This is a genomic window from Daejeonella sp., from assembly GCF_030695525.1.
Lineage (GTDB): Bacteria > Bacteroidota > Bacteroidia > Sphingobacteriales > Sphingobacteriaceae > Daejeonella.
Genome location: NZ_JAUYSS010000047.1, coordinates 224,619 through 246,177 on the forward strand (window position 1 = coordinate 224,619; position 21,559 = coordinate 246,177).

Genomic DNA, 21,559 nt, shown 5'->3' on the forward strand with positions numbered 1-21,559 from the left:
AAATTTTAATTATTGTCCTGAATCTTGGCTCATAATTCTTTGTTCTATTAACTCTATTGAATAATTAATCAATTTTGGAGGGTTTTCCATGAGAATCATAGTCTTACTAGCAATTTTACTTTTTTCATCTAAAATTTCTGCCCAGAACACAGCCTCGGAAAATTTACTGATACTGGAGCTTTTGCAGAATCAGCGCTATGACGAAGCAGCAGAAACTCTGAAGAAAACCTATCCCGAGCCCATTTCAGATGTCAGGATTCTTTCCAGAATTGGCTACAGTTTGAGGATGGCTGGTAAATTATCTGAGGCAGAAAATTATTATCTGCGTATTCTTGAACAGGATCCAGCTGAAATCTCCTCCCTTTTCAGCATGGCAGGTATTAGTCAGCGCAAGGGTAATTTTTTAAAAGCAAAGGAATATTATAAACAGATTTTAGCAAGTGATAGTACTAATTTCTCAGTATATAAGCAATTGAGTGATATGATCGAATCTTCTGAGGGACTTGTTTTTGCAACACCCTATCTTCATAAAGCGAATAGCCTTAATTCTTCCGACGGAGATATTGCCTACAGTTATTCTAAAGTTCTGAAAGATATGAAACAGTTCGAATCTGCAGCAAAAGTACTTGATAAAGCTATCCAGGCAGATTCTACGAATCTGATTCTGCTAAGAGGTAAGGCTGAATTAGCCTATGCAATGAAAGACTGGAATGGTGTACTGGAAATATGCACTGAAATTATCAAAGGAGGTGATCGTAGTGCAAATATTCTCAAAATGCTCGGGGAAGCATATTATTCAATTGGAAAATATCAGCAGGCAATTGATATTCTGGAAGGTATGGAAGCTAATGATATGAAGACTGAATCGACCCTGTATTTCATTGCAATGAGTTATAAGGCGCTCAAGAACTACAATAAATCAGTTGATTATCTCAATAAAACCATTAAAGAATCAATTTCGCCAAACACGGCTGGATATTATGCGCAAAAAGGGGATGTGCTTGAAAAAAGTCAATTGAACAGGCAGTCGCTCGAAGCCTATCAGAAAAGCCTCTTCTTTGATAGTAAGCCTTTGACCCTGTATACAATCGCTATAATTTACGATCAGAAACTGAAACAGCCTAAAGCCGCTTTAAGCTATTACAGAAGTTATATCAATTCAAAACCTCCCGCAGAGCAGAAGGCTTATATTGAGTATTGCAATTACCGGATTTCTCAGTTGAGTAAATAATATGAACTCATCAGATAATTATCAGGGCTAAATTGCCTGATCCAATTATATGATGAGTTTTTTTTAATTTTTTGCTCCGCCTTCCAATGCTTCCCTTATCGCTTCCTGTTCTTTCAGTCCTTCAATATTGTTCTTCTTGCCATAAACATCTTTTGATTCTTCAAAGCTGATTAAGATCTCAGCGATTTTATCAAGATTATCAGCAACATTCTGGTGCATTACGGGAAGTATCCGCTCAAGAGTTTTGTTTCCAAGGTCATAATTGTCGATCTCAATTTTGCCTATCTTTTGAACGAGTGCAGTCTGACTGTTTTTCAGATCTTCCAGTTCGTTCGTAATTTTCTCCATCAACTCAAATTTTTTCAACTTATCCATAGTATTCTATTATTTTAATTAATTACTTTTTTAGAGCAATTATGCTGCCACTAATTTTCGAAAAATTACCAACAGCCGGAAGATACCTCCTCCGGCAAGGTTTATTTTACTGGCAGCTGTTTTTCATAGGGACTGGAAGCCCGACAAAAGGATAATATGCAATTTGATGTATACCCCGGTGGCCAATTTAAACTATGCTCAAGAAATTTTATGTAATTGGAGACACCACACGTACGTATTTTGTCTTACATCTCCCATCTCATATCTTTCTGCCGGGTTAAGCGGGCAACATATTTTCCAATAATATCAAATTCAAGATTTACAATATCACCAATCCTGAGATTCTTCATATTGGTATGCTCGTAGGTATATGGTATTATCGCCACAGAAAATGAATTCTCCTTCGAGTTAACTACTGTTAAGCTTATACCATTAACACAGATTGAACCCTTTTCGACAGTAATGTTTCCGATCTCAGAATCATAAGTAATCGTATATTCCCAGCTGCCGTTCTTTTCGATTAGTTCAGTACAAATACCTGTCTGGTCAACGTGTCCCTGAACAATATGCCCATCGAGTCGGCCATTCATCTGCATGCAGCGTTCCAGATTGACCAAATCACCTTCCTTAAGTTTACCCAGGTTTGACTTCTTCAATGTTTCGGATATAGCTGTCACGGTATGCATGCCTTCAGCGAGCGCTACAACAGTTAAACAGACACCATTATGAGCAACAGACTGATCTATTTTTAATTCATTTGAAAGGTCAGATTCGATGATCATTTGCAAATTATCCTGATCCTTTTTCAGCTTGGATACAATGCCTATGGTTTCTATGATGCCTGTAAACATTTTTTATATTATAAGTTTTTTATGATTTTCTGTTTTTGTGCCAGGATGATGCAACCTGGGGCTGATTAGTATTTGTGAGGCTGGTACTATTTTTCATCATACACCCGGCCCCGATTAAAGCTGCAATCATTGCTTCCTCCTCATTTTCAGTGCTCAAATATTCAGGGAGGAAGTACTTGCCTACAAAATGTGTGTCAAACTTACCCGATATAAATGCCTCATGCTGCATCACAAACTTTCCAAAAGCCAAAGTGGTTTGAATTCCGGTGATATGGTATTCATCTATAGCTCTGATCATCCGTGCTATGGCTTCTGTACGATCCTTGCCATAAGTTACCAGTTTCGCAATCATCGGATCGTAATAGATAGGTATCTCCATGCCCTGCTCAAAACCATCATCTACCCGCACCCCCGGACCTTTTGGGGTAATATAGGTTTGGAGCCGTCCAATATCAGGAAGAAAATTGTTTGCCGGGTCTTCGGCATATACCCTTAACTCGATTGCATGACCCCTTATCTTCAGATCTTCCTGTTTGAAACTTAATTTCTCGCCTCTGGCTATTTTGATCTGTTCCTTCACCAGGTCGATGCCGGTAATCATTTCAGTAACCGGATGTTCAACCTGTAAACGGGTGTTCATTTCGAGAAAGAAATAATCAAGATTCTCATCCAGAATAAATTCTACAGTCCCGGCACCGATATAATTACAGGATCGCGCTGCATTTACGGCACTTTCGCCCATTTTTTGTCTCAATTCTTCACTCAGAATAGATGATGGAGCTTCTTCAACAACCTTCTGGTGCCTTCTTTGAACTGAACAGTCGCGCTCAAACAAATGAACAATATTGCCATGATTATCACCCAGAATCTGAATTTCTATATGCCGCGGAGACGAGACATAGCGCTCAATAAAAACAGACCCATCTCCAAATGCGGAGCTAGCTTCAGATACAGCTAAATCCATCTGTTCTATAAAATCAGCAGGCTTTTCTACAATCCGCATCCCCTTGCCACCGCCACCAGCTGCTGCTTTGATCAGGATAGGAAAACCGATTTCCCGGGCTCTTTCCTGAGCAATTTGGATATCTGTTACTGCTTCCGCTGTTCCCGGTACCATCGGGATATTGTATTGCATTGCTGCGGCTTTTGCCGATAACTTATTGCCCATTATCTCCATAGCTTCAGGAGAGGGGCCAATTAGTATCAAACCCGCATCTTTTACCATTCTGGCAAAAGCCGCATTTTCTGAAAGAAAGCCATAACCCGGATGAATGCCCTGGGCCCCTGTTTTGAGACAGACTTCAATAATTTTTTCTCCAGAGAGGTATGATTGAGAAGAGGGAGCCGGGCCAATACAAAATGCTTCATCAGCATATCTGACATGAAGTGCATTACGGTCGGCTTCTGAGAATACCGCCACGGTTTTAATTCCCATTTCCCTGGCTGAACGCATGATGCGTAAGGCTATCTCTCCCCGGTTGGCTATCAGGATCTTTTCCATGTACAAATGTATTATTTAGGCAAATGCTAATTGGACTAATTCGATATTAAATGATCAGTGCAATTTCTTCAATATTTCAAGGGTATACCCAATCTTATCATTACTAATATCCAGGTGTGTAACGAATCTGATCATTTGCTTACCGAAAGTATTGCACTTTATTCCATAATGATTTAATTTTTCAACAAATTCATCCGGATTATGTTTTATGTCGAGCTCAAAGATTACAATATTTGTGTCTGCTGGCATAATACTGCTAACATATGGTAAACTGTATAGTGTTTCAGCCAGTATCTTAGCATTCTTATGGTCAGATTTCAGGCGATCAATATGATTATCCAGGGCATAGATTCCGGCCGCTGCAAGATACCCTGCTTGTCGCCATCCACCTCCCAATGCTTTGCGGATCCTTCTTGCATGATAAATGGTTTCCCGGCTTCCTAGCAGAACAGATCCTACAGGGGCACCCAGACCTTTTGATAAACATACAGATATCCCATCAAACATTCTTCCGTACTCTTTCGGATCATCCCCCGACTCAGCTAAAGCATTAAAGATTCTGGCTCCATCAAGATGCAGGTATAAGTTTTTTAAGCGGCATAAATGATAGATAGGCTCAATCTGATCAAGTGTATAGAAACTGCCTCCACCGCGGTTTACAGTATTTTCAAGCACTACCAGGCTGGTTTTTGGATAATGTACATTCTCAGGATTTATATGCGGTTCGATAAGATCGGCATTAAGTCTGCCCCGGTCGCCATAAAGCAAACGGACAGAAGCCATTGAATTATAGGCAATTCCACCGCCTTCATAACGGTAAACATGAGCGGTTTCATCACAGATCACCTCTTCCATCGGATTGGTAAAACGTTTAATCGCAATCTGGTTTGTCATCGTTCCCGAAGGACAAAACAGGGCATCTTCCACCCCAAAAATTGCTGCAGTCTTCTCCTGCAATGCATTCACAGTTTCATCTTCTTCAAATACATCATCTCCAACCTTTGCACTATACATTGCCTCCAGCATTCCAGGTGTTGGCCGCGTAACAGTATCACTTCGCAGGTCAACAATCATTTCATGTTTATTCATGTCTAAAATTAGATATTATCCCTATTATCAGAATTATTTTCTTATATTAAGCCATATTCTTTTATAAATCAGCAATTTTTCGCTGTTTATGGTCATGTCAGGCCAATCGTATTCATGTTAATACAATATATTTCATATCTGATCCAATGTAAGGAATCAGGAATATGTTTTTAATCTTAAATTAAAATTTTCAGTGTGAGTAAAACTATAATCGTTTCAAACAGGTTGCCGGTCAAAATTTTTGAGGAGAATGGTGAATATACCTATTCTGCAAGTGAGGGCGGGCTGGCCACGGGTTTAGGTTCTATTTATAAAGATGGTGAAAATATCTGGATCGGTTGGCCCGGAATTGAGGTGAATGAACCCGAAAAGCAGGCAGATATTATTCAAAATTTGAAAGTTTTGAAGCTTCTTCCTGTTTTTTTAAGTCAGGAGGAGATTAATGAGTACTATGAAGGTTTTTCCAATGAAATATTATGGCCAATCTTCCATTATTATGCTTCAACTTATGTGAATTACAAGCAATCGAACTGGGATTTTTATCAAACCGTAAATCAGAAATTCAGGGAAGTTATTCTAAGTGTTGCCGAACCGGGTGATACGATTTGGATCCATGATTATCAGTTGTTATTGCTTCCCGGAATGATCAGGGCAGAGAATGCTGATTTGACAATTGGTTTTTTTCTGCACATTCCCTTTCCTTCTTATGAGTTGTTCAGACTTATTCCCTGGAGAGCAGAATTACTGGAAGGTATGTTGGGTGCCGATTTGGTTGGATTCCATACATATGATGATGTACAGCATTTTATGAATGCGGCAATTAGAATATTGCCGATTAATTCCAGCTCAAATATTTTGACAGTAGATGACCGACCGGTTGTAGCTGAAGCTTTTCCAATGGGGATCGATTATAATAAATATTCTTCTCTTATTAATGATGAGAGTGTATTGGAACAGATCAGCTTATTAAAAGAGAATTTTGGTGATAACCGGATCATTTTATCTGTAGACCGTTTAGATTACAGTAAGGGTATTCTACAAAGATTAGCTGCATTTGAGCTTTTACTCGAATTATATCCGGAATATATCGGAAAAGTTGTTCTATATATGGTTGTGGTACCTTCTCGCGACAATGTACCTCAGTATAGGGAGTTAAAAGACCATATTGATAAGAAAGTTGGGAACATTAATGCTTCATATCGTACCATGCAATGGTCACCGGTGTTGTATTTCTATCGATCATTTCCAATTGAAGCACTTTCTGCTTTATATCAGATGGCTGATATCGGACTTGTAACTCCAATGCGCGATGGTATGAACCTGGTCAGCAAGGAATATGTGGCCAGTCGCACTAAAAACAATGGGGTTTTAATTCTAAGTGAAATGGCTGGGGCATCCAAAGAACTAATCGATGCGCTGATCGTAAACCCAAATAACATAGGCGATATCACCAGAGCCATAGTTCAGGCTTTGAATATGCCGCTTGCTGAACAGGAAACAAAAATGGCAGAAATGAGGAAGGTGGTTTCCAGGTTTAATATCTTTCATTGGGTGAAAATATATATGGATAAGTTACAAGAGGTCAAACAATTACAAAAGTCAATGCAATCCAGACATGTTGATTTTAGTGTAGCAAAAAATGTAAGTGCCAGGTACTCATCTGCATCAAAGCGTATTATTTTTTTAGATTATGATGGAACTCTGGTTAATTTCCATACTGACATCAATAAAGCGAGTCCAGATCCTGCGCTTTATGTTTTACTGGAAAAGCTAAGTACTGATAAGTCAAATGAAGTTGTTCTGATAAGCGGACGGGATCATCTTAAAATGGAGGAATGGTTTGGTCATTCCGGCGTTCATATTATTGCTGAGCATGGTGTATGGCAAAAGCAAATAGGTAATACCTGGACAAACATTGTGGGATTAACTGATACCTGGAAGGAAGAAATATATCCGATCCTGAACACCTATGTTGAACGGACACCCGGATCATTTATTGAAGAGAAAAGCTTTTCTCTGGTATGGCATTACCGGAAAGTTCCAAAAGATCTTGGGGAACTCAGAGTATCTGAACTAGTAAACAATCTGGTATATCTTACTAAAGATAAAGGACTGCAGCTTCTGCCCGGGAACAAGGTTATTGAGATTAAAAATATGGAGATTAATAAGGGAAAAGCGGCTTTAAACTTCATGTTCATGAACGAATATGATTTCGTAATGGCTATAGGGGATGATCATACCGATGAGGATATTTTCAAAGCCCTGCCAGATTCGGCCCTTACTTTTAAGGTCGGAAGCAGCTTGTCGGCTGCCCGGTTTTATCTCCGAAATCCCCGTGAGGTAAGACAATTTTTACATGGACTTGGCTCTGATACTGATCAGTAAATAGCAATTGTGTTTAGCTACATTGACTACATAACGTGAGTCCGATTTAAAATTTAACATAAATATTCGCTTAAGACAAAAGCTATAGCTGCAACCCGGGTTAATTTCAAATGGCAGGTGATCCTTCGGAGCTACCCGTCACAATGAAAAACAGCTCCAGGTAAAATAAACCTTGCCGCAGGAGGTAGCTTACGGCTATTTGTAATTTCCCTGTGGTTGGTGTTATCACCGACCACTTGATATAATCGTGCTTGGTACGGTGAGAACACCGACCAGAGGGTAATATAACAGGATTAATTGCCGGAACTGCCACCGGAGGAAAGGGCTGAATTAACCGATATTACGCAGGCATTGCTTTCCAAAATCAAATTATTTTGGCTCCAGAGCCCTATCGGAATAATTATAAGCCTCTCCTTTAACCTTCCTTATATCTAGGTTAAATAAATACAGGCCGATCCAGTTTTATCGCAATGCGGTAAGCAGCATTCATCAAACCCACATGGCTATAGGCCTGAGGGAAATTCCCCCACTGGCTGCCGCTTTCTTCATCCACATCCTCACTAAATAACAAAAGGTGGTTTGAATATTGCAAAAGGTTTTCAAATTCCCGGATCGCATCATCAAGGCGGCCAACACAGGCCAGAGCTTCGACATACCAGAAAGCACAAATCAGGAAAGTGGATTTTGGTTTGCCAAAATCATCAGAATGTAAATATCTGTGAAATAGACCTTTTTCTGTTTTTAATTCTTTCTCAAGCATGCTGAGATGATCTTTTGCACGGTCAGAAGCCGGGTCAAGGTAATTCATCATAATGAGCTGAAGGGTGCTTGCATCAAGATGTGGACTGCCTACAGCATGGGTATAAACCTTGCGAACGGGGTCATAACAATTCTCAATGTGGACAGCAGCTCTGTTTTTCAGGGAAATTGCCTTCTCTACCAGTTCAATATCACCGATTGCACGTGCCATTTTTTCAGCAGCAGAGCAGCCTGCCCATTGAAATAGATTACTGTAACAATGGGTATTGGCAATATTTCTGAATTCCCAGATACCGGCATCCTTCTCATCAATGGTGAGTTCAACTTTCGAAAGCAAATAGCTTATCCAGTGGGCAGAATCTTTTCTCTCTGAAATTACAAAACGATGGTCGGTATATAAGGGCAACAAAGAAATAAGAACTTGTCCGTAAATGTCATTTTGAATATGTTCAAATGCCTGATTGCCAATACGTACAGGTTTGTTTCCCAAATACCCATCCAGATGTTCCAGTATAGTCTCTGTCAGAAACTTTTCCCCGGTTATCCCGTATAATGGTTGATAGCGCCCTTTTTCTGAAAACGAAAGGTCAGAAACATAGCTAAAATAGCGCTCCATTTCTTCAAAATGCCCGATATGACTTAAGGCACTTATCACATAAAATGTGTCTCTTAACCAGCAATACCGATAATCCCAGTTGCGACCGCTGCCCGGAAATTCAGACAGACTGGTAGTGCTTGCAGCAATGATTGCTCCCGTATCTTCATATTGGTGAATCTTAAGTGCCAGTGCTGATCTGATTACGTTTTTTTGATAGAAAATGGCAATGGAAGAGTGCTTTATCCAAAGTCTCCAATAATTGATCGTTTCGAGAAGAAAGCGTTCTGCTGTACTAGCCAGAGGGGCTTCAAGTGGTTCCCCATAGGTAAAAACTAAGTATTTTGTTTCGCTCAATACCGAAGACTGCTCATCAATGATATAATTAATGGGAATATTTGTGGTTAAGCGTATTTTTTCTTCCGAACCATTATATTCAATATGGCTGCTGCCGCGTGAAGCTTTTAATGTCTTGATCCCATAGTTGTAAACAGGCTTACATTTAACTTTTATGCGTGGTGTACCGCTAATTAATTCGATTTTCCTGATCAGCATTAAAGGTTTAAAATATCTATCAAACTGATTAAATCTTGGGGCAAAGTCGGTTATCCTGTAAACCCCTTCAGCTGATGTAATTTCGGTGCAAAGCACATTGGTATTCTCCAGATAATATTGATGCGATTCATACTCTCCTGATGGTAAAATCGAAAATTCACCTCCTTTATCTTTATCTAAAAGTCCGCCAAAAACAAAGGAGCTATCAAATCTTGGCCAGCATAACCAATCTATGTTCGTGTTCTTGTTAATGTGTGCCATAAAAGCACAATTCCCTATTATACCGGTTTGATATGTATGTTTCTGCATAATTTTTGTGAAAAAATTCGGAATAATTCCCGGCTTGGCATTTACAGCCCAAACAAAATTGATATTTCTTATTACAGATCTATATCGTAGTATTGGCGCCGGGCATTTAATTGTACAATAATATGATCAGAGAAGCCTCAGTCGCTAAAATACATCATTTTTTATGGTATTGCCAAAATTTTTTAGGCTATTTGAATTCAGAATTCCTGCATTGGATTGTTTTCACCAACTTATATTCATTAACAATATATGCTTTCAATGTAATATTCAAAAAGACTCCTATCAGACAATTAGTATAAATTCATACATTTAGCTTTTTAAAAATATTTATAGAACTATGATCATTATTGCAGATGGAGGGTCTACCAAGACTAATTGGTGTTTATTGAATAAATCCGGGCAAAAAATTTATTTTAATACAGAAGGATACAACCCATATTTTGTCAGCACCGAGTATATAATTGATTCACTCAGGAAGGGTTTACCTTCTGATCTTGATCTTTCTGATATTCATGAAGTAAATTATTATGGTGCCGGTTGTTCTACTGAAGATAAGGTACAGATTGTTGAAGATGCTATGTCTGTAATATTTAATCAAGCCAGTATCTATGTTGGACATGATCTTCTTGCTGCAGCACGTGCTTTACTTGGTTTGGATAGTGGTTTTGCAGCAATTTTGGGAACCGGAACAAATACAGGGCTTTACAATGGCAGGGATATTACTTTAAATATTGACTCTGCCGCCTATATCCTGGGTGATGAAGGTAGTGGCTGTGATATTGGCAAGAAATTACTCACTGATTATTTAAGGGGCTACATGCCAGAGGTGGTTAGAGCGCGTTTCTGGGAAACATATAAACTGACCCCTGATGAAGTTACTGACAATGTTTATACCAAACCATTGGCAAATCGTTTTTGTGCCAGCTTTGCAAAGTTCGTGTATGATAATAATGTGCATGCAGAGTATTCAAGAAATATTGTAAAATCATCTTTTGTTGATTTTTTTGAAAACCTGGTTTCGCATTATCCTAATTATAAGGATTATACTTTTAATTGTATCGGATCTGTGGGATATAATTTCAGAAATGTGCTTGAGGAAACAGCTACGGAGTATGGTATGAAAGTGGGTAAAATCATCCGTTCCCCAATAGACGATCTGGTACGTTATCATGTTGAATTGGCACCAAGGAGTGCGGATCAGGTCCGCACTGACAACGGATCCAGGCCTCACTGACAGTGGATCAGGTCCGTACTGACAACAGACCTAATTTGACCCGCTGTCATTGCAGCCCAGAGCCGCAACTGTCATTGCGGGCCTGATCCGCAACAAACAATACCGACTGCCCCATAGAAGTCATCCTTGCTTCATGTTCAAGCAGCCATTTTTTACGCCATAATCCTGCGGAGAACCCTACCAGATCGCCATTGCTGCCAATTACGCGATGGCATGGAATGACAATCATTAGGTTGTTGCGGCCATTCGCCAATGCAATTGCACGTATGGCCAAGGGACTTTTCATTCTTTTTGCTAAGGCCGCATAAGTTATGGGTTTGCCGGCATCAATTTTCCTTAATTCATTCCATACCTTTTGTTGGAAGGCGGTTCCCGGCTGAGCGATTGGAAAATCGAAATACGTCCTCTTTTCCTCAAAATATTCTCTGAATTGTTCTTTAGCAGCTTCTGATAGTTCATTCGGGCTATCTAATGGCAGTTCATCAGGAAAACTTACGGCACAAATCTCCTGCTCATTGGCCTCAATGACCATTTGTCCAATAGGACTATCAAGTATTGAAAAAAACATGATACAAAATACAAATAAATATTCGATTCATTTATTGCCCGGGAATGAATACCCGAAACTGAAAAGCAAATTCTATATTTGTTGCAATGGATTTATTGAATCAGGTTAAATTTCTGATCCGTAAGGAAATCATGCTTGAATGGCGTTCAAAATATGCATTGAATGGCATTTTACTGTATGTGGTTTCAACAGTTTTTGTATGTTATCTGGCTTTCCGCGAGATTACCAGTCCGCCAACCTGGAATGCCCTCTTCTGGATTATTATGCTATTCGCCTCAGTGAATGCGATAACCAAAAGTTTTATCCAGGAAAGCAGGGGCAGGCAGTTGTACTACTATACAATTACCAGTGCCCAGGCGATCATCATCTCCAAAATCATTTACAATATCTTCCTGATGCTGTTGCTCTCGGCCATTGCATTGGGTTTTTATACCCTGGTTTTTAAAAATCTGCTGGGAGATCCACTATTCTATTTTTTTGCAGTGCTATTGGGCAGTATCAGTTTTGCATCTGTCTTTACGATGATCTCGGGCATCGCCTCCAAAGCAAACAATGCGGGAGGGCTTATGGCTATATTAAGTTTTCCGGTGATCATACCCCTATTGGTGGTTCTGATTAAGTTATCAAAGAATGCAATGGACGGTTTAGACAGATCGGTCTCTTATGATGAGATCGGTGTTCTGATAGCCATAAATATCATTGTGATCACTACATCTTTATTGTTATTTCCTTACCTTTGGAAGGATTAATTCAAATTCATTATGAATAAAAACTGGTGGAAAATCCTGGCCACAGTTCTTGTGCTTTACTCAATTATTGCGGGGTTTTTATTTCATGTGCCGGCAAAGCCGATCTTAAACGAAACTATCCGGAATATTCATTTTCATGTACCGATGTGGTTTGCGATGATCGTCATGCTTACCGTTTCTTTTATTTACAGTATCCGTTATCTGAATTCAGCAAATGAAAATGATGATCTGATGGCCGTAGAAAGTGCCAATGTCGGAATCATTTTCGGTATTCTGGGACTGGTTACCGGTGCAGTTTGGGCAAAATATACCTGGGGTGAAGCCTGGAGTAATGACCCTAAACAAAATAGTGCAGCAATTGCCCTGCTTGTTTATCTGGCTTACCTTGTTTTAAGGAACTCATTAGAGGAGGAACAGAAAAGAGGCAAAATATCAGCAGTCTATAATATTTTCGCATTCCCTATAATGGTGGTCCTGTTATTCATACTTCCGCGCATGACTGACTCACTCCACCCCGGAAATGGAGGTAACCCCGGATTTAATACCCAAGATATGGCTCCCGAACTGCGCCCGGTATTTTATCCTGCTGTATTGGGTTGGATTCTGGTCAGTACCTGGATTACCACAATCAGGTATAGGATTAGGAAGGTTGAGAATAGGGAAAACTTAATTAATTGACAGTTGACAGTTGACAATTGAGAGTGGAGAATTGAGAATTGAGAGTTGAGCGTGAAATACAGTAGGATGTCTGAGTGTAACGAAGGAACTTAGCAATAGGTGAGTAGGTGTTTGATATGAAAAATAGAAGTCAATAGGGGCTAAGGTCCCTCCTGCATCAGGATGACAGTATCAAGTAGATTGAGAGTTGACTCCAAATAGCTATCGGGTTGACAATTGGTAGGATTTACTGACAACAGACAACTGATAACAGACAACCACTTTTTAGAAGAGCTAATACATTAAACTAACATATCAATTTCGGTACAATGAAAAAATTTATCTTTACACTTAGCTTAATTCTGGCCTTTACATTAAACCTTCTGGCACAAAACTCCAATGGGGTTGAGATGGCTGATTCCCTGAGAGCTTCCGGAAAGATTTATGTTGTGGTGCTGGTTATCTGTGTCATCTTCATCGGACTGGCTATTTATCTCTTTTCCATTGATAGCCGATTGAAAAAAATTGAAAAACAAAAACAATAAATAACCCGTATTTAAGTTCTTTAAATGAGGTTTTTTCTGAATGATAGAAATTGTATATTGTACACTAAGTAATTTTCATTTTAAGTATCGGTTTATTTCTATCAACTTTGCGGCATAAAACCAATTATTCAAATAATTTAATTTCTTATGGCTAAGTCTATAGACGCAGCGCACTCAGAAACTTCGTTTTTTGGTGACGTTTGCCAGTTTTTTGATCATGCAGCACAATTTACTTCCCACCCGGAAGGATTGCTTGACCAGATCAGGTCATGTAATAGTGTATATCGTTTCCGTTTCCCGATTCGTCGAGAGAATGGTTTTGAAGTAATTGATGCCTGGCGGGTAGAACATTCCCATCATAAATCACCTACAAAGGGGGGTATTCGGTACAGCGACATAGTAAATGAGGATGAAGTGATGGCACTTGCAGCACTCATGACTTATAAGTGTGCTATTGTTAACGTTCCATTCGGTGGGGCTAAAGGGGGTATCAAGATCAATACCAAGGATTATAGTATTGCTGAACTTGAAACCATAACCCGTCGATATACTGTTGAATTAATTAAAAAGAACTTTATCGGTCCCGGTATTGATGTTCCTGCACCCGATTATGGTTCAGGGGAACGTGAAATGAGCTGGATTGCCGATACCTACCAAACAATGAACCCCGGTCAATTAGACGCATTAGGATGTGTTACCGGTAAGCCGATTGCCTTGCATGGAATTGCAGGTCGGAGGGAAGCAACCGGTCGCGGGGTTGCTATTGCCATACGCGAATGCGTAGATATAACCGAGGATATGAATAAACTTGGCCTGAGTACCGGTTTATCCGGTAAACGGGTGATTGTTCAGGGATTGGGAAATGTAGGTTATCATACCATCAAATATCTTATTGAGTTTGGTGCTACTGTTGTAGGTATCTGTGAGTTTGAAGGAGCAATCTACAATCCTAACGGACTTAATCTGGATGAGGTATTCTACCATCGCAATACCACTGGTTCAATTCTTGGTTTTGCCGGATCATCAAAAGAATTCATTAATTCTGCAGAAGGTCTGGAACAGGAATGTGATATTTTGGTACCTGCTGCCCTTGAAAATCAGATTACAATAACCAATGTGGCTAATATTAAAGCTAAAATTATTGCTGAAGCAGCTAACGGACCAACAACTCCGGATGCAGCCGATTTTCTGATCCAAAAGGGTTGTATTTTGATTCCTGATATGTATTGTAATGCCGGCGGGGTTACAGTTTCTTATTTTGAGTGGCTTAAAAACCTTTCTCATGTCGCATTTGGTCGTATGGATAAAAGATATGAAGAAAATGCCAATCAGAATCTGGTCAATATGGTTGAAAAGATAACGGGTATTTCACTTGATTCGGCTCAGAAAAGCATTATTGTTAAGGGAGCCACTGAGCTTGAATTGGTTAATTCCGGACTCGAAGACACTATGATCCGTTCTTATCACGAGATACGTGATATACAAATGGCAAACCCTAAGATTGACGGACTCAGAACCGCCGCATTCGTTGGTTCGATCGATAAAGTCGCCATTTCCTATATGAATATGGGAATCTGGCCATGATCAGAACTGTTTAAACATGCAAAGGGAGGCTGTAAGGTTTCCCTTTGTTATTTAGAATGATTCTAATATAGAAACATTCTTGTTATATTGACTATTAATTGAAGTATTTAGTATTTTTGTATTTGCATTTGATAGGATCATTTAAAAGCATCATATGAAAAAGAGTTCCATCGCCGGCATTGTTATTATAGCATTAGCAATAGGTATTATAATCAGTACATACGCTGATTCAAGTACCTATGGCTCATTTGCAGATGCCGCAGAAAGTAGTTCAGAGTTACATGTTGTAGGACAACTGAATAAGGAAAAAGAACTTTTTTATAAACCACAGCAGGATGCCAATTATTTTGCGTTCTACATGAAAGATAATGAAGGTAAGGAGCGCAAAGTAGTATTTAATGGCTCTAAACCACAGGATTTTGAACGTTCTGAACAGATTGTTTTAACTGGCAAAATGATTGGCAATGAATTTCATGCTTCCAAAATTCTAATGAAGTGCCCTTCTAAATATACTACGGATGAAGTAGAGGTTACTGAAGTGACTGCTACATCCGCCAAAATCTAAATTTTAATGGAAATACAATACATTGGAGAAAACCTTCTTCCGGGGAAGATTGGGCAATTCTTCATCATACTGTCGTTTTGTACTGCTCTTCTGGCAACCCTTGCCTATTATTTTGCAACTACAACTTCACATTCTAAAGACCAATCAGAGCGGGCAAGTTCTGATGGCTGGAAACGTATTGCAAGAATTGCATTTCGTTTAAATGCACTTGCCGTTATTGGAATAGGGTCATGCCTGTATTACATTATTTATAATCACTTGTTTGAATACAATTATGCATGGGCTCATTCATCGAAGATACTTCCGGTTTATTATATTATCTCTTCCTTTTGGGAAGGGCAGGAAGGAAGTTTCTGGCTTTGGATGTTCTGGCAGGGATTTTTAGGGACAATTATTCTTTCAAAGGGCAAAACCTGGGAAAATTCAGTCATGACTACCATCATGCTTTCTCAGACCTTTATCGCTTCAATGCTGGTAGGGGTTGAGGTTTTCGGACTTAGGATTGGAAGTTCTCCATTTATCTTGCTAAGAGATGCAATTCAGGGACCTATTTTTGCACGTGGCGATTACCTGAGCATGATTACAGATGGTAATGGATTAAACCCACTGCTACAGAATTATTGGATGGTTATTCATCCACCTACATTATTTCTTGGTTTTGCATCGATGATTATTCCATTTGCCTATGCAATTGGGGGCTTATGGGAAAGACGATACTCTGAATGGATAAAACCAGCATTACCATGGACACTTTTTGCAGTGATGATACTGGGAACAGGGATTATTATGGGCTCTTTTTGGGCATATGAAGCATTAAATTTTGGCGGCTTCTGGGCCTGGGATCCGGTTGAGAATGCCTCAATCATTCCATGGATGACCCTCATTGCAGCCCTTCACGTGCTGATCGCTTATAGAAATTCAGGACATTCTTATTTTACTGGAACCTTTCTGGTATTGATCAGCTTCGTACTTGTACTTTATGCTTCTTTTTTAACCCGTAGTGGTATTTTAGGTGAAACATCTGTACATGCCTTTACCGATTTGGGGATGTTCTGGCATCTGGTTCTATATGTTTTGGCCTTCCTTTTTATTGCTGTTTTATTTCTGGTTATCCGTTGGAAGGAGCTTCCAATAACCAAAAAGGATGAAGAAACCTATTCACGTGAATTCTGGCTTTTTATTGGGGCTCTGGTTTTATCAATTGCATGTCTTCAGATACTTGCTTCAACCTCTGTGCCTGTATTTAATGCCGTTTTTGGGACAGAGATCGCGCCACCGCCTGATGTTATTGCTCATTACAATAAGTGGCAGGTTCCTTTTGCAGTTGTTATTGCCTTTATTTCAGCATTTTCGCAATTTCTGAAATACAAAAAGACAGATCCTAAGAAATTCTTTGTTAGTATTTCTATATCACTGCTTGTTTCAGTATTCATTACTGCGGCAGCTGTTTATGTGATGAATATATATTCCAATGTGATGTATATCATCCTGACTTATGCTTGCGTGTTTTCCATACTGGCGAATGCTAAAATTTTAGGTGAAGCATTTAAAGGAAAGTGGAGACTTGCCGGTTCTGCAGTTGCGCACATTGGATTTGCCTTATTGCTGGTTGGAGCACTTGTAGCAGCCGCTACAAATAAAGTGATTTCCGTAAATAATACAGGTATTGGTTTTGGCGATGAATTTGCTAAGAGCAATAATCCCCGTGAAAACATTATTCTTTACAAGGATGAGCCTACAAAGATGGACCGATATACAGTCACTTATTTGGGTGACTCAACCCAGGGTGTAAATACCTATTATAGAATAAATTATAAGGTAATTGATGAAAAAAGCGGAACTATTAAAGAAAACTTTACGCTCTATCCAAATGCACAGCAGAATGCCAAAATGAGACAGATCATAGCCTCTCCTGATACCAGACACTACCTGTTTCATGATGTTTATACCCATGTGAGCAGTGTGCCACTAAAAGAGGACGATCATGAGGACCATGAAGGTCATTCTGATGATGAAAATTATGAAAAGCCTGTTACCTATGAAGTGAATGTTGGTGATACTGTGCGTTTCAGAGAGGGATATATACTGGTTAAAGGAATCAACCGGGACGCTAAGATTCAGAATATACCTGTAGGCGAGCGTGATATCGCTATTGGCTTGCAGTTAGAAGTAAATTCAGATGGAAAGGTATACCCATCTGAACCCATTTATTTATTAAAAGATGGTTCAAAATTTGATTTTGGAAAAAAAGTTGATGAAATGGGACTGAAATTGCGCTTTTCAAACGTTTTTCCTGATAAAGACAAGCTTGAACTGATGGTTTATCAAAAGCCAAAAGCAGAAAAGGATTGGGTTGTTTTAAAGGCCATTGTGTTTCCATATATAAATTTATTTTGGGGCGGAACAATCATTATGGTGATCGGATTTATTCTTTCTATTTTCAGACGAAATAAGGAAATAAAACAAGCCTGATGAATATTGTCATTTTGGGCAGCGGCAATGTAGCCACGCATTTAGGTCGCGCATTTAAAATGGCAGGGCAGGATATTACCCAGGTTTGGAGTCGCGATATTACCCATGCAAGTGCATTGGCAGATACTCTGGCAGCAGAACCAATCGACAATATGTTTGACCTGAATCGTTCTGCAGACCTGTTTATTATTGCTGTTAAGGATGAAGCCATCAGGGAACTTGCTCTTGAATTAAAACTTGCTGATCAATTACTTGTACATACATCCGGTTCAACCGGACTTTCAGCTCTTGACGGGGCATCTACAAAAGTTGGAGTGTTTTACCCGCTACAAACTTTCTCAAAGATTAAATCGGTTGATTTCAGGCAGATTCCAATAATCATTGAAGCGAATGCTCCAGAAGTATTAACAAGTATTCGCGCAGTCGCCGACCGCTTATCAGAAAATGTAATTGAATTAAATTCAGAACAACGAAAAACACTTCATGTTGCTGCGGTATTTGCCTGTAATTTTACCAATCATCTGTTCGGGCTCGCTCAGGAATTATTGGAAGAAAAAGGCCTGGATTACGAGCTTTTGAAACCACTGATTGAAGAAACTCTCAGTAAAATTGAAATGAATGATCCGGTTTCTGTTCAGACCGGCCCGGCTATCAGGGAAGATCAGGCGACCATTCAGGCTCACCTCGAAGTTCTCAAACCTAATCCTGCTTTGTCAGAGCTTTATACTAAACTTAGTCAAAGCATAGTCAATTTGCACAAGCGCTCACAGGGCTGAGTTTAAAATGCTATTTTTGCACTAATGAACATTTTTAAATTAAAAATCAATTTTGAAGAGGCTTCAAAGTCATCAGTAGAGCTTCCAATAGCGGAAGGCGAATCAGTTCTTGATGTTTGTCTGGATAACGGGATTGAATTACAACATAATTGTGGTGGTGTTTGCGGATGCAGTACCTGTCAGGTTTATGTTAATTCCGGTATGGATAATATTCAGGAGATATCAGATAAAGAAGAGGATTTTATCGATCGTGCTGTTAATCCGAGGATCAATTCAAGACTGGGTTGTCAGTGTGTTTTAATAAATGGTGATATTGAAGTAACACTTCCGGATCAGAATCAGTTTTTAGGACATTAATTCAATTATACAATAGATATGGCGAAAGAAAGTTTTGAATTACCGATATATTGGAATGATTATGAAGATATAGCTATAGGTCTTTATGAGAAATTTGGAGATGATTTTGGAGAGTCCCAGATATACAGAATACGATTCACCGAACTTCTCGACTGGATTTTAAGTCTTCCGAATTTCGCAGGTACCCGTGAGCAATCAAATGAAGGTCATCTGGAGCAAATTCAAACGGCCTGGGTTTACGAGTGGCGCGATAATCAATAGGAAGCAGGAAGCCGGAAGTCTGATGTCAGAAGTATGAAGTCTGATGTCCGAACTCTGACCTCCGACCTCATACCTCGGACTTCATACCTCAATTCTACCCCCATGTTCTTAGAAAAACTAAAGCATATTAAAGCATTTATTCTTGATGTTGATGGTGTCATGACCAATGGTATGCTGCTGGTTACTGAGTCGGGAGAGTTTTTAAGGCAGTTTAATATCAAAGATGGTTATGCCCTTCAACTGGCCATTAAACGGGGGTTTAAGATAGCAATTGTTTCAGGTGCAAGATCAAAAGGGGTAGAGCATCGCTTAAGAGGACTTGGTATTACGGATATTTATCTCGGTTTGGAATCTAAAACCGGAGCTTATAATGAGTTTATTCAGAAGAATGGATTATTGCCAGAGCAAGTGCTCTTTATGGGGGATGATATTCCCGATCTGGAGCTAATGAAAATGGCGGGTCTTGCGGTTTGTCCGGCTGATGCAGTTGAGGAAATTAAAGTTCTTGCCCACTATATTTCCCCAAAAAATGGCGGTGATTCATGCGTGAGGGATATCGTTGAAAAAGTAATGAAGATCCAGAACCTCTGGACTAGTGCAGATCCGTCTGCTGCTGATGGGAGCAAAATCTGATTCTTCCTTTCAGCTTTAAACCTTTTGTCATATAATTAATCAAAAGGGAAAAACCAGCAAATATGAAAAGATTAATTATTGTCATGGGATTGATTCTCTTTATGACATCCTTCGCCAATGCACAGGGCGGCCGACAAATGGGTACACCTGAGGAAAGAGCTGATCGTCAGCTTGCCCAGTTGGAATCGCTAAAGCTTTCAGCCGAGCAAAAAACTAAATTAAAGGACGTGTTTATCTGGTCGGCAAAGCGTACTGACAGTGTCAGAACAACTTTAACTGATGGGGGTGATTTTCAGGCCATGCGTGCTAAAATGGCACCTCTGCAGGCTGAAACCACAACAAAAGTGAATGCTTTACTTAATGATGAACAAAAGAAAGCCTATGAGGCCATTCTTGAAGAGCGTCGTGCAAGAATGCGGAATAACTAATATAACGTGAATTCAATATTAAACAATCTAAAGATTAATATTTAACCACATAGATTGACTTTTATAATGCATTAAAGGAAACATAGATTGTAAATCATATAGATTGAAGCGAAGCTTCAAGGCTATCTGTGTCTAAAATGTAAGTTAGAAGCTGTAAAATGCTATGTTTCTATGTGGTTTTTAAAATGTTATGTCGAATTCACGTTAATATACCCATTTTGATTGAATAGTGGATAGACCAGGTTTTAATTGTACTGTCTGATGTTTTTAAACCCGATTGTAGCGGATACCGGCCTGTGATTAAGGCCTGTGGGGTATGAGCGAAAAGCGGGAATGCAATAAAAAGAGCACAGCAGCATATTTCCAAACGATAAAAACTTTATACAAGCGCAAAAAAGAGCATTATAAACTAAATTTATAACGACGAGCTCAGTTTAGGATTCTTTTTCTACATATTAAAGCGGCTTTTAGCCGCTTTTCTTATTTTTGGCAAAGCCCAATCCGATGATTCAACAATTTCCGCCAATTATTCTGGCTTCCAAATCACCACGCAGACAAGAGCTGCTAAAACTGATGGGATTTGATTTTCAGGTTGTTCTGAGAGAGGTGGATGAAAGTTATCCTCCTGGACTTTCACCTTCTGAAATTGCAGTTTACATTTCCGAAAAGAAAGCAAAAGCCTTCGATCTTCTGATTGAAAATGAAATTGTGATTACAGCAGACACAATTGTCTCGCTTGACGGTCACATTATGGGTAAACCCGAAAATGAAGACCATGCATTTGAGATCCTTTCGGCATTATCAGGGAAGAGACATGAAGTGATTACAGGAGTCAGCCTGCTCAAAAATCATAAGGTCAGTAGTTTCTATGAGCTTACAGATGTGTTCTTTAAGCAAATCAGTGCTGAACAAATCCGTTATTATATTAGCACCTGTCAGCCTATGGATAAGGCAGGGGCTTATGGAATTCAGGAATGGATCGGACTGGTAGCAGTTGAGCGGATCAATGGCTCATACAGCAATGTGGTAGGCCTTCCTACCCATCGTCTTTACACAGAGCTGTGTAAGTTATCTGAATAA

General features: G+C 39.4%; 21 protein-coding genes. 15 read left to right on the forward strand and 6 right to left on the reverse strand.

All coding sequences use genetic code 11. The features are described from left to right. The first annotated feature begins 88 nt into the window (after positions 1–88). Positions 89–1,231, forward strand: a complete 1,143-nt coding sequence (locus tag Q8S11_RS11140) for a CDC27 family protein (RefSeq protein ID WP_305662170.1) — start codon at positions 89–91, stop codon at positions 1,229–1,231. A 63-nt stretch (positions 1,232–1,294) separates the two neighbouring features. Here the strand turns inward: Q8S11_RS11140 and Q8S11_RS11145 are convergent, their stop codons facing one another. From Q8S11_RS11145 to Q8S11_RS11160, 4 genes are all read right to left on the reverse strand, one after another. Next, entirely contained in the window at positions 1,295–1,606 is a 312-nt protein-coding gene (locus tag Q8S11_RS11145; RefSeq protein ID WP_305662171.1) for a hypothetical protein, read from the reverse strand. A gap of 245 nt (positions 1,607–1,851) precedes the next feature. Further along, positions 1,852–2,457, reverse strand: a complete 606-nt coding sequence (locus tag Q8S11_RS11150) for a riboflavin synthase (protein ID WP_305662172.1) — start codon at positions 2,455–2,457, stop codon at positions 1,852–1,854. Between the two features lie 19 nt (positions 2,458–2,476). Further along, positions 2,477–3,958, reverse strand: a complete 1,482-nt coding sequence (gene accC, locus Q8S11_RS11155; protein WP_305662173.1) for an acetyl-CoA carboxylase biotin carboxylase subunit — start codon at positions 3,956–3,958, stop codon at positions 2,477–2,479. Positions 3,959–4,012: 54 nt separating this feature from the next. After that, complete coding sequence (locus tag Q8S11_RS11160; RefSeq protein ID WP_305662174.1) at positions 4,013–5,047, reverse strand: low specificity L-threonine aldolase; 1,035 nt, start codon at positions 5,045–5,047, stop codon at positions 4,013–4,015. A 195-nt stretch (positions 5,048–5,242) separates the two neighbouring features. On the opposite strand from Q8S11_RS11160, the gene Q8S11_RS11165 reads away from it, so the two are divergent. Then, positions 5,243–7,432: a bifunctional alpha,alpha-trehalose-phosphate synthase (UDP-forming)/trehalose-phosphatase gene (locus Q8S11_RS11165; protein ID WP_305662175.1), complete on the forward strand. Its 2,190-nt coding sequence runs from the start codon at positions 5,243–5,245 to the stop codon at positions 7,430–7,432. Between the two features lie 436 nt (positions 7,433–7,868). Here the strand turns inward: Q8S11_RS11165 and Q8S11_RS11170 are convergent, their stop codons facing one another. Continuing rightward, entirely contained in the window at positions 7,869–9,650 is a 1,782-nt protein-coding gene (locus tag Q8S11_RS11170) for a glycoside hydrolase family 15 protein (protein ID WP_305662176.1), read from the reverse strand. Positions 9,651–9,987: 337 nt separating this feature from the next. Here Q8S11_RS11170 and Q8S11_RS11175 point away from each other — a divergent pair, with 337 nt between their 5' ends. Further along, positions 9,988–10,884, forward strand: coding sequence for an N-acetylglucosamine kinase (locus Q8S11_RS11175; protein WP_305662177.1), 897 nt, complete (start codon positions 9,988–9,990; stop codon positions 10,882–10,884). A gap of 46 nt (positions 10,885–10,930) precedes the next feature. Here Q8S11_RS11175 and Q8S11_RS11180 read toward each other — a convergent pair whose 3' ends face one another. Continuing rightward, the gene (locus tag Q8S11_RS11180) at positions 10,931–11,452 is read right to left on the reverse strand and encodes a methylated-DNA--[protein]-cysteine S-methyltransferase (protein ID WP_305662178.1); all 522 of its coding nucleotides are present in this window, start codon (positions 11,450–11,452) and stop codon (positions 10,931–10,933) included. An 86-nt stretch (positions 11,453–11,538) separates the two neighbouring features. On the opposite strand from Q8S11_RS11180, the gene Q8S11_RS11185 reads away from it, so the two are divergent. From Q8S11_RS11185 to Q8S11_RS11240, 12 genes are all read left to right on the forward strand, one after another. Further along, positions 11,539–12,201, forward strand: coding sequence for a heme exporter protein CcmB (locus Q8S11_RS11185; protein ID WP_305662179.1), 663 nt, complete (start codon positions 11,539–11,541; stop codon positions 12,199–12,201). 12 nt (positions 12,202–12,213) lie between these two features. Beyond that, the gene (gene ccsA / locus Q8S11_RS11190) at positions 12,214–12,879 is read left to right on the forward strand and encodes a cytochrome c biogenesis protein (protein WP_305662180.1); all 666 of its coding nucleotides are present in this window, start codon (positions 12,214–12,216) and stop codon (positions 12,877–12,879) included. Positions 12,880–13,187: 308 nt separating this feature from the next. Next, entirely contained in the window at positions 13,188–13,403 is a 216-nt protein-coding gene (locus Q8S11_RS11195; protein ID WP_305662181.1) for a CcmD family protein, read from the forward strand. A gap of 147 nt (positions 13,404–13,550) precedes the next feature. Beyond that, positions 13,551–14,987 carry a Glu/Leu/Phe/Val dehydrogenase gene (locus Q8S11_RS11200; protein ID WP_305662182.1) on the forward strand — a complete coding sequence of 479 codons (1,437 nt, stop codon included), beginning with the start codon at positions 13,551–13,553 and terminating at the stop codon, positions 14,985–14,987. A gap of 154 nt (positions 14,988–15,141) precedes the next feature. After that, positions 15,142–15,552, forward strand: a complete 411-nt coding sequence (locus Q8S11_RS11205; RefSeq protein ID WP_305662183.1) for a cytochrome c maturation protein CcmE — start codon at positions 15,142–15,144, stop codon at positions 15,550–15,552. A 6-nt stretch (positions 15,553–15,558) separates the two neighbouring features. Next, positions 15,559–18,024, forward strand: coding sequence for a heme lyase CcmF/NrfE family subunit (locus Q8S11_RS11210; protein ID WP_305662184.1), 2,466 nt, complete (start codon positions 15,559–15,561; stop codon positions 18,022–18,024). Beyond that, the gene (locus Q8S11_RS11215) at positions 18,024–18,800 is read left to right on the forward strand and encodes a Rossmann-like and DUF2520 domain-containing protein (RefSeq protein WP_305662185.1); all 777 of its coding nucleotides are present in this window, start codon (positions 18,024–18,026) and stop codon (positions 18,798–18,800) included. The genes Q8S11_RS11210 and Q8S11_RS11215 overlap by 1 nt, the downstream gene beginning before the upstream one ends. Positions 18,801–18,824: 24 nt before the next feature. After that, positions 18,825–19,157, forward strand: coding sequence for a 2Fe-2S iron-sulfur cluster-binding protein (locus Q8S11_RS11220; RefSeq protein WP_305662186.1), 333 nt, complete (start codon positions 18,825–18,827; stop codon positions 19,155–19,157). An 18-nt stretch (positions 19,158–19,175) separates the two neighbouring features. Next, positions 19,176–19,418, forward strand: coding sequence for a Fe-S cluster assembly protein IscX (gene iscX / locus Q8S11_RS11225; protein ID WP_305662187.1), 243 nt, complete (start codon positions 19,176–19,178; stop codon positions 19,416–19,418). 102 nt (positions 19,419–19,520) lie between these two features. Beyond that, the gene (locus Q8S11_RS11230; protein ID WP_305662188.1) at positions 19,521–20,051 is read left to right on the forward strand and encodes an HAD family hydrolase; all 531 of its coding nucleotides are present in this window, start codon (positions 19,521–19,523) and stop codon (positions 20,049–20,051) included. Between the two features lie 62 nt (positions 20,052–20,113). Further along, on the forward strand, positions 20,114–20,479 hold the full coding sequence (locus tag Q8S11_RS11235) for a hypothetical protein (RefSeq protein ID WP_305662189.1): 366 nt from the start codon (positions 20,114–20,116) through the stop codon (positions 20,477–20,479). 504 nt (positions 20,480–20,983) lie between these two features. Further along, positions 20,984–21,559: a Maf family nucleotide pyrophosphatase gene (locus tag Q8S11_RS11240; RefSeq protein ID WP_305662190.1), complete on the forward strand. Its 576-nt coding sequence runs from the start codon at positions 20,984–20,986 to the stop codon at positions 21,557–21,559.

What these genes read in the sequence shown, in the direction of transcription:
- Q8S11_RS11140 (WP_305662170.1), top strand. Translation starts at nt 89, where the DNA reads ATGAGAATCATAGTCTTACTAGCAATTTTACTTTTTTCATCTAAAATT.
- Q8S11_RS11230 (WP_305662188.1), top strand. Translation starts at nt 19,521, where the DNA reads ATGTTCTTAGAAAAACTAAAGCATATTAAAGCATTTATTCTTGATGTT.
- Q8S11_RS11175 (WP_305662177.1), top strand. Translation starts at nt 9,988, where the DNA reads ATGATCATTATTGCAGATGGAGGGTCTACCAAGACTAATTGGTGTTTA.
- Q8S11_RS11150 (WP_305662172.1), bottom strand. Translation starts at nt 2,457, where the DNA reads ATGTTTACAGGCATCATAGAAACCATAGGCATTGTATCCAAGCTGAAA.
- Q8S11_RS11185 (WP_305662179.1), top strand. Translation starts at nt 11,539, where the DNA reads ATGGATTTATTGAATCAGGTTAAATTTCTGATCCGTAAGGAAATCATG.
- ccsA (WP_305662180.1), top strand. Translation starts at nt 12,214, where the DNA reads ATGAATAAAAACTGGTGGAAAATCCTGGCCACAGTTCTTGTGCTTTAC.
- Q8S11_RS11145 (WP_305662171.1), bottom strand. Translation starts at nt 1,606, where the DNA reads ATGGATAAGTTGAAAAAATTTGAGTTGATGGAGAAAATTACGAACGAA.
- Q8S11_RS11210 (WP_305662184.1), top strand. Translation starts at nt 15,559, where the DNA reads ATGGAAATACAATACATTGGAGAAAACCTTCTTCCGGGGAAGATTGGG.
- Q8S11_RS11195 (WP_305662181.1), top strand. Translation starts at nt 13,188, where the DNA reads ATGAAAAAATTTATCTTTACACTTAGCTTAATTCTGGCCTTTACATTA.
- Q8S11_RS11170 (WP_305662176.1), bottom strand. Translation starts at nt 9,650, where the DNA reads ATGCAGAAACATACATATCAAACCGGTATAATAGGGAATTGTGCTTTT.
- Q8S11_RS11205 (WP_305662183.1), top strand. Translation starts at nt 15,142, where the DNA reads ATGAAAAAGAGTTCCATCGCCGGCATTGTTATTATAGCATTAGCAATA.
- iscX (WP_305662187.1), top strand. Translation starts at nt 19,176, where the DNA reads ATGGCGAAAGAAAGTTTTGAATTACCGATATATTGGAATGATTATGAA.
- Q8S11_RS11240 (WP_305662190.1), top strand. Translation starts at nt 20,984, where the DNA reads ATGATTCAACAATTTCCGCCAATTATTCTGGCTTCCAAATCACCACGC.
- Q8S11_RS11220 (WP_305662186.1), top strand. Translation starts at nt 18,825, where the DNA reads ATGAACATTTTTAAATTAAAAATCAATTTTGAAGAGGCTTCAAAGTCA.
- Q8S11_RS11160 (WP_305662174.1), bottom strand. Translation starts at nt 5,047, where the DNA reads ATGAATAAACATGAAATGATTGTTGACCTGCGAAGTGATACTGTTACG.
- Q8S11_RS11235 (WP_305662189.1), top strand. Translation starts at nt 20,114, where the DNA reads ATGAAAAGATTAATTATTGTCATGGGATTGATTCTCTTTATGACATCC.
- accC (WP_305662173.1), bottom strand. Translation starts at nt 3,958, where the DNA reads ATGGAAAAGATCCTGATAGCCAACCGGGGAGAGATAGCCTTACGCATC.
- Q8S11_RS11180 (WP_305662178.1), bottom strand. Translation starts at nt 11,452, where the DNA reads ATGTTTTTTTCAATACTTGATAGTCCTATTGGACAAATGGTCATTGAG.
- Q8S11_RS11215 (WP_305662185.1), top strand. Translation starts at nt 18,024, where the DNA reads ATGAATATTGTCATTTTGGGCAGCGGCAATGTAGCCACGCATTTAGGT.
- Q8S11_RS11200 (WP_305662182.1), top strand. Translation starts at nt 13,551, where the DNA reads ATGGCTAAGTCTATAGACGCAGCGCACTCAGAAACTTCGTTTTTTGGT.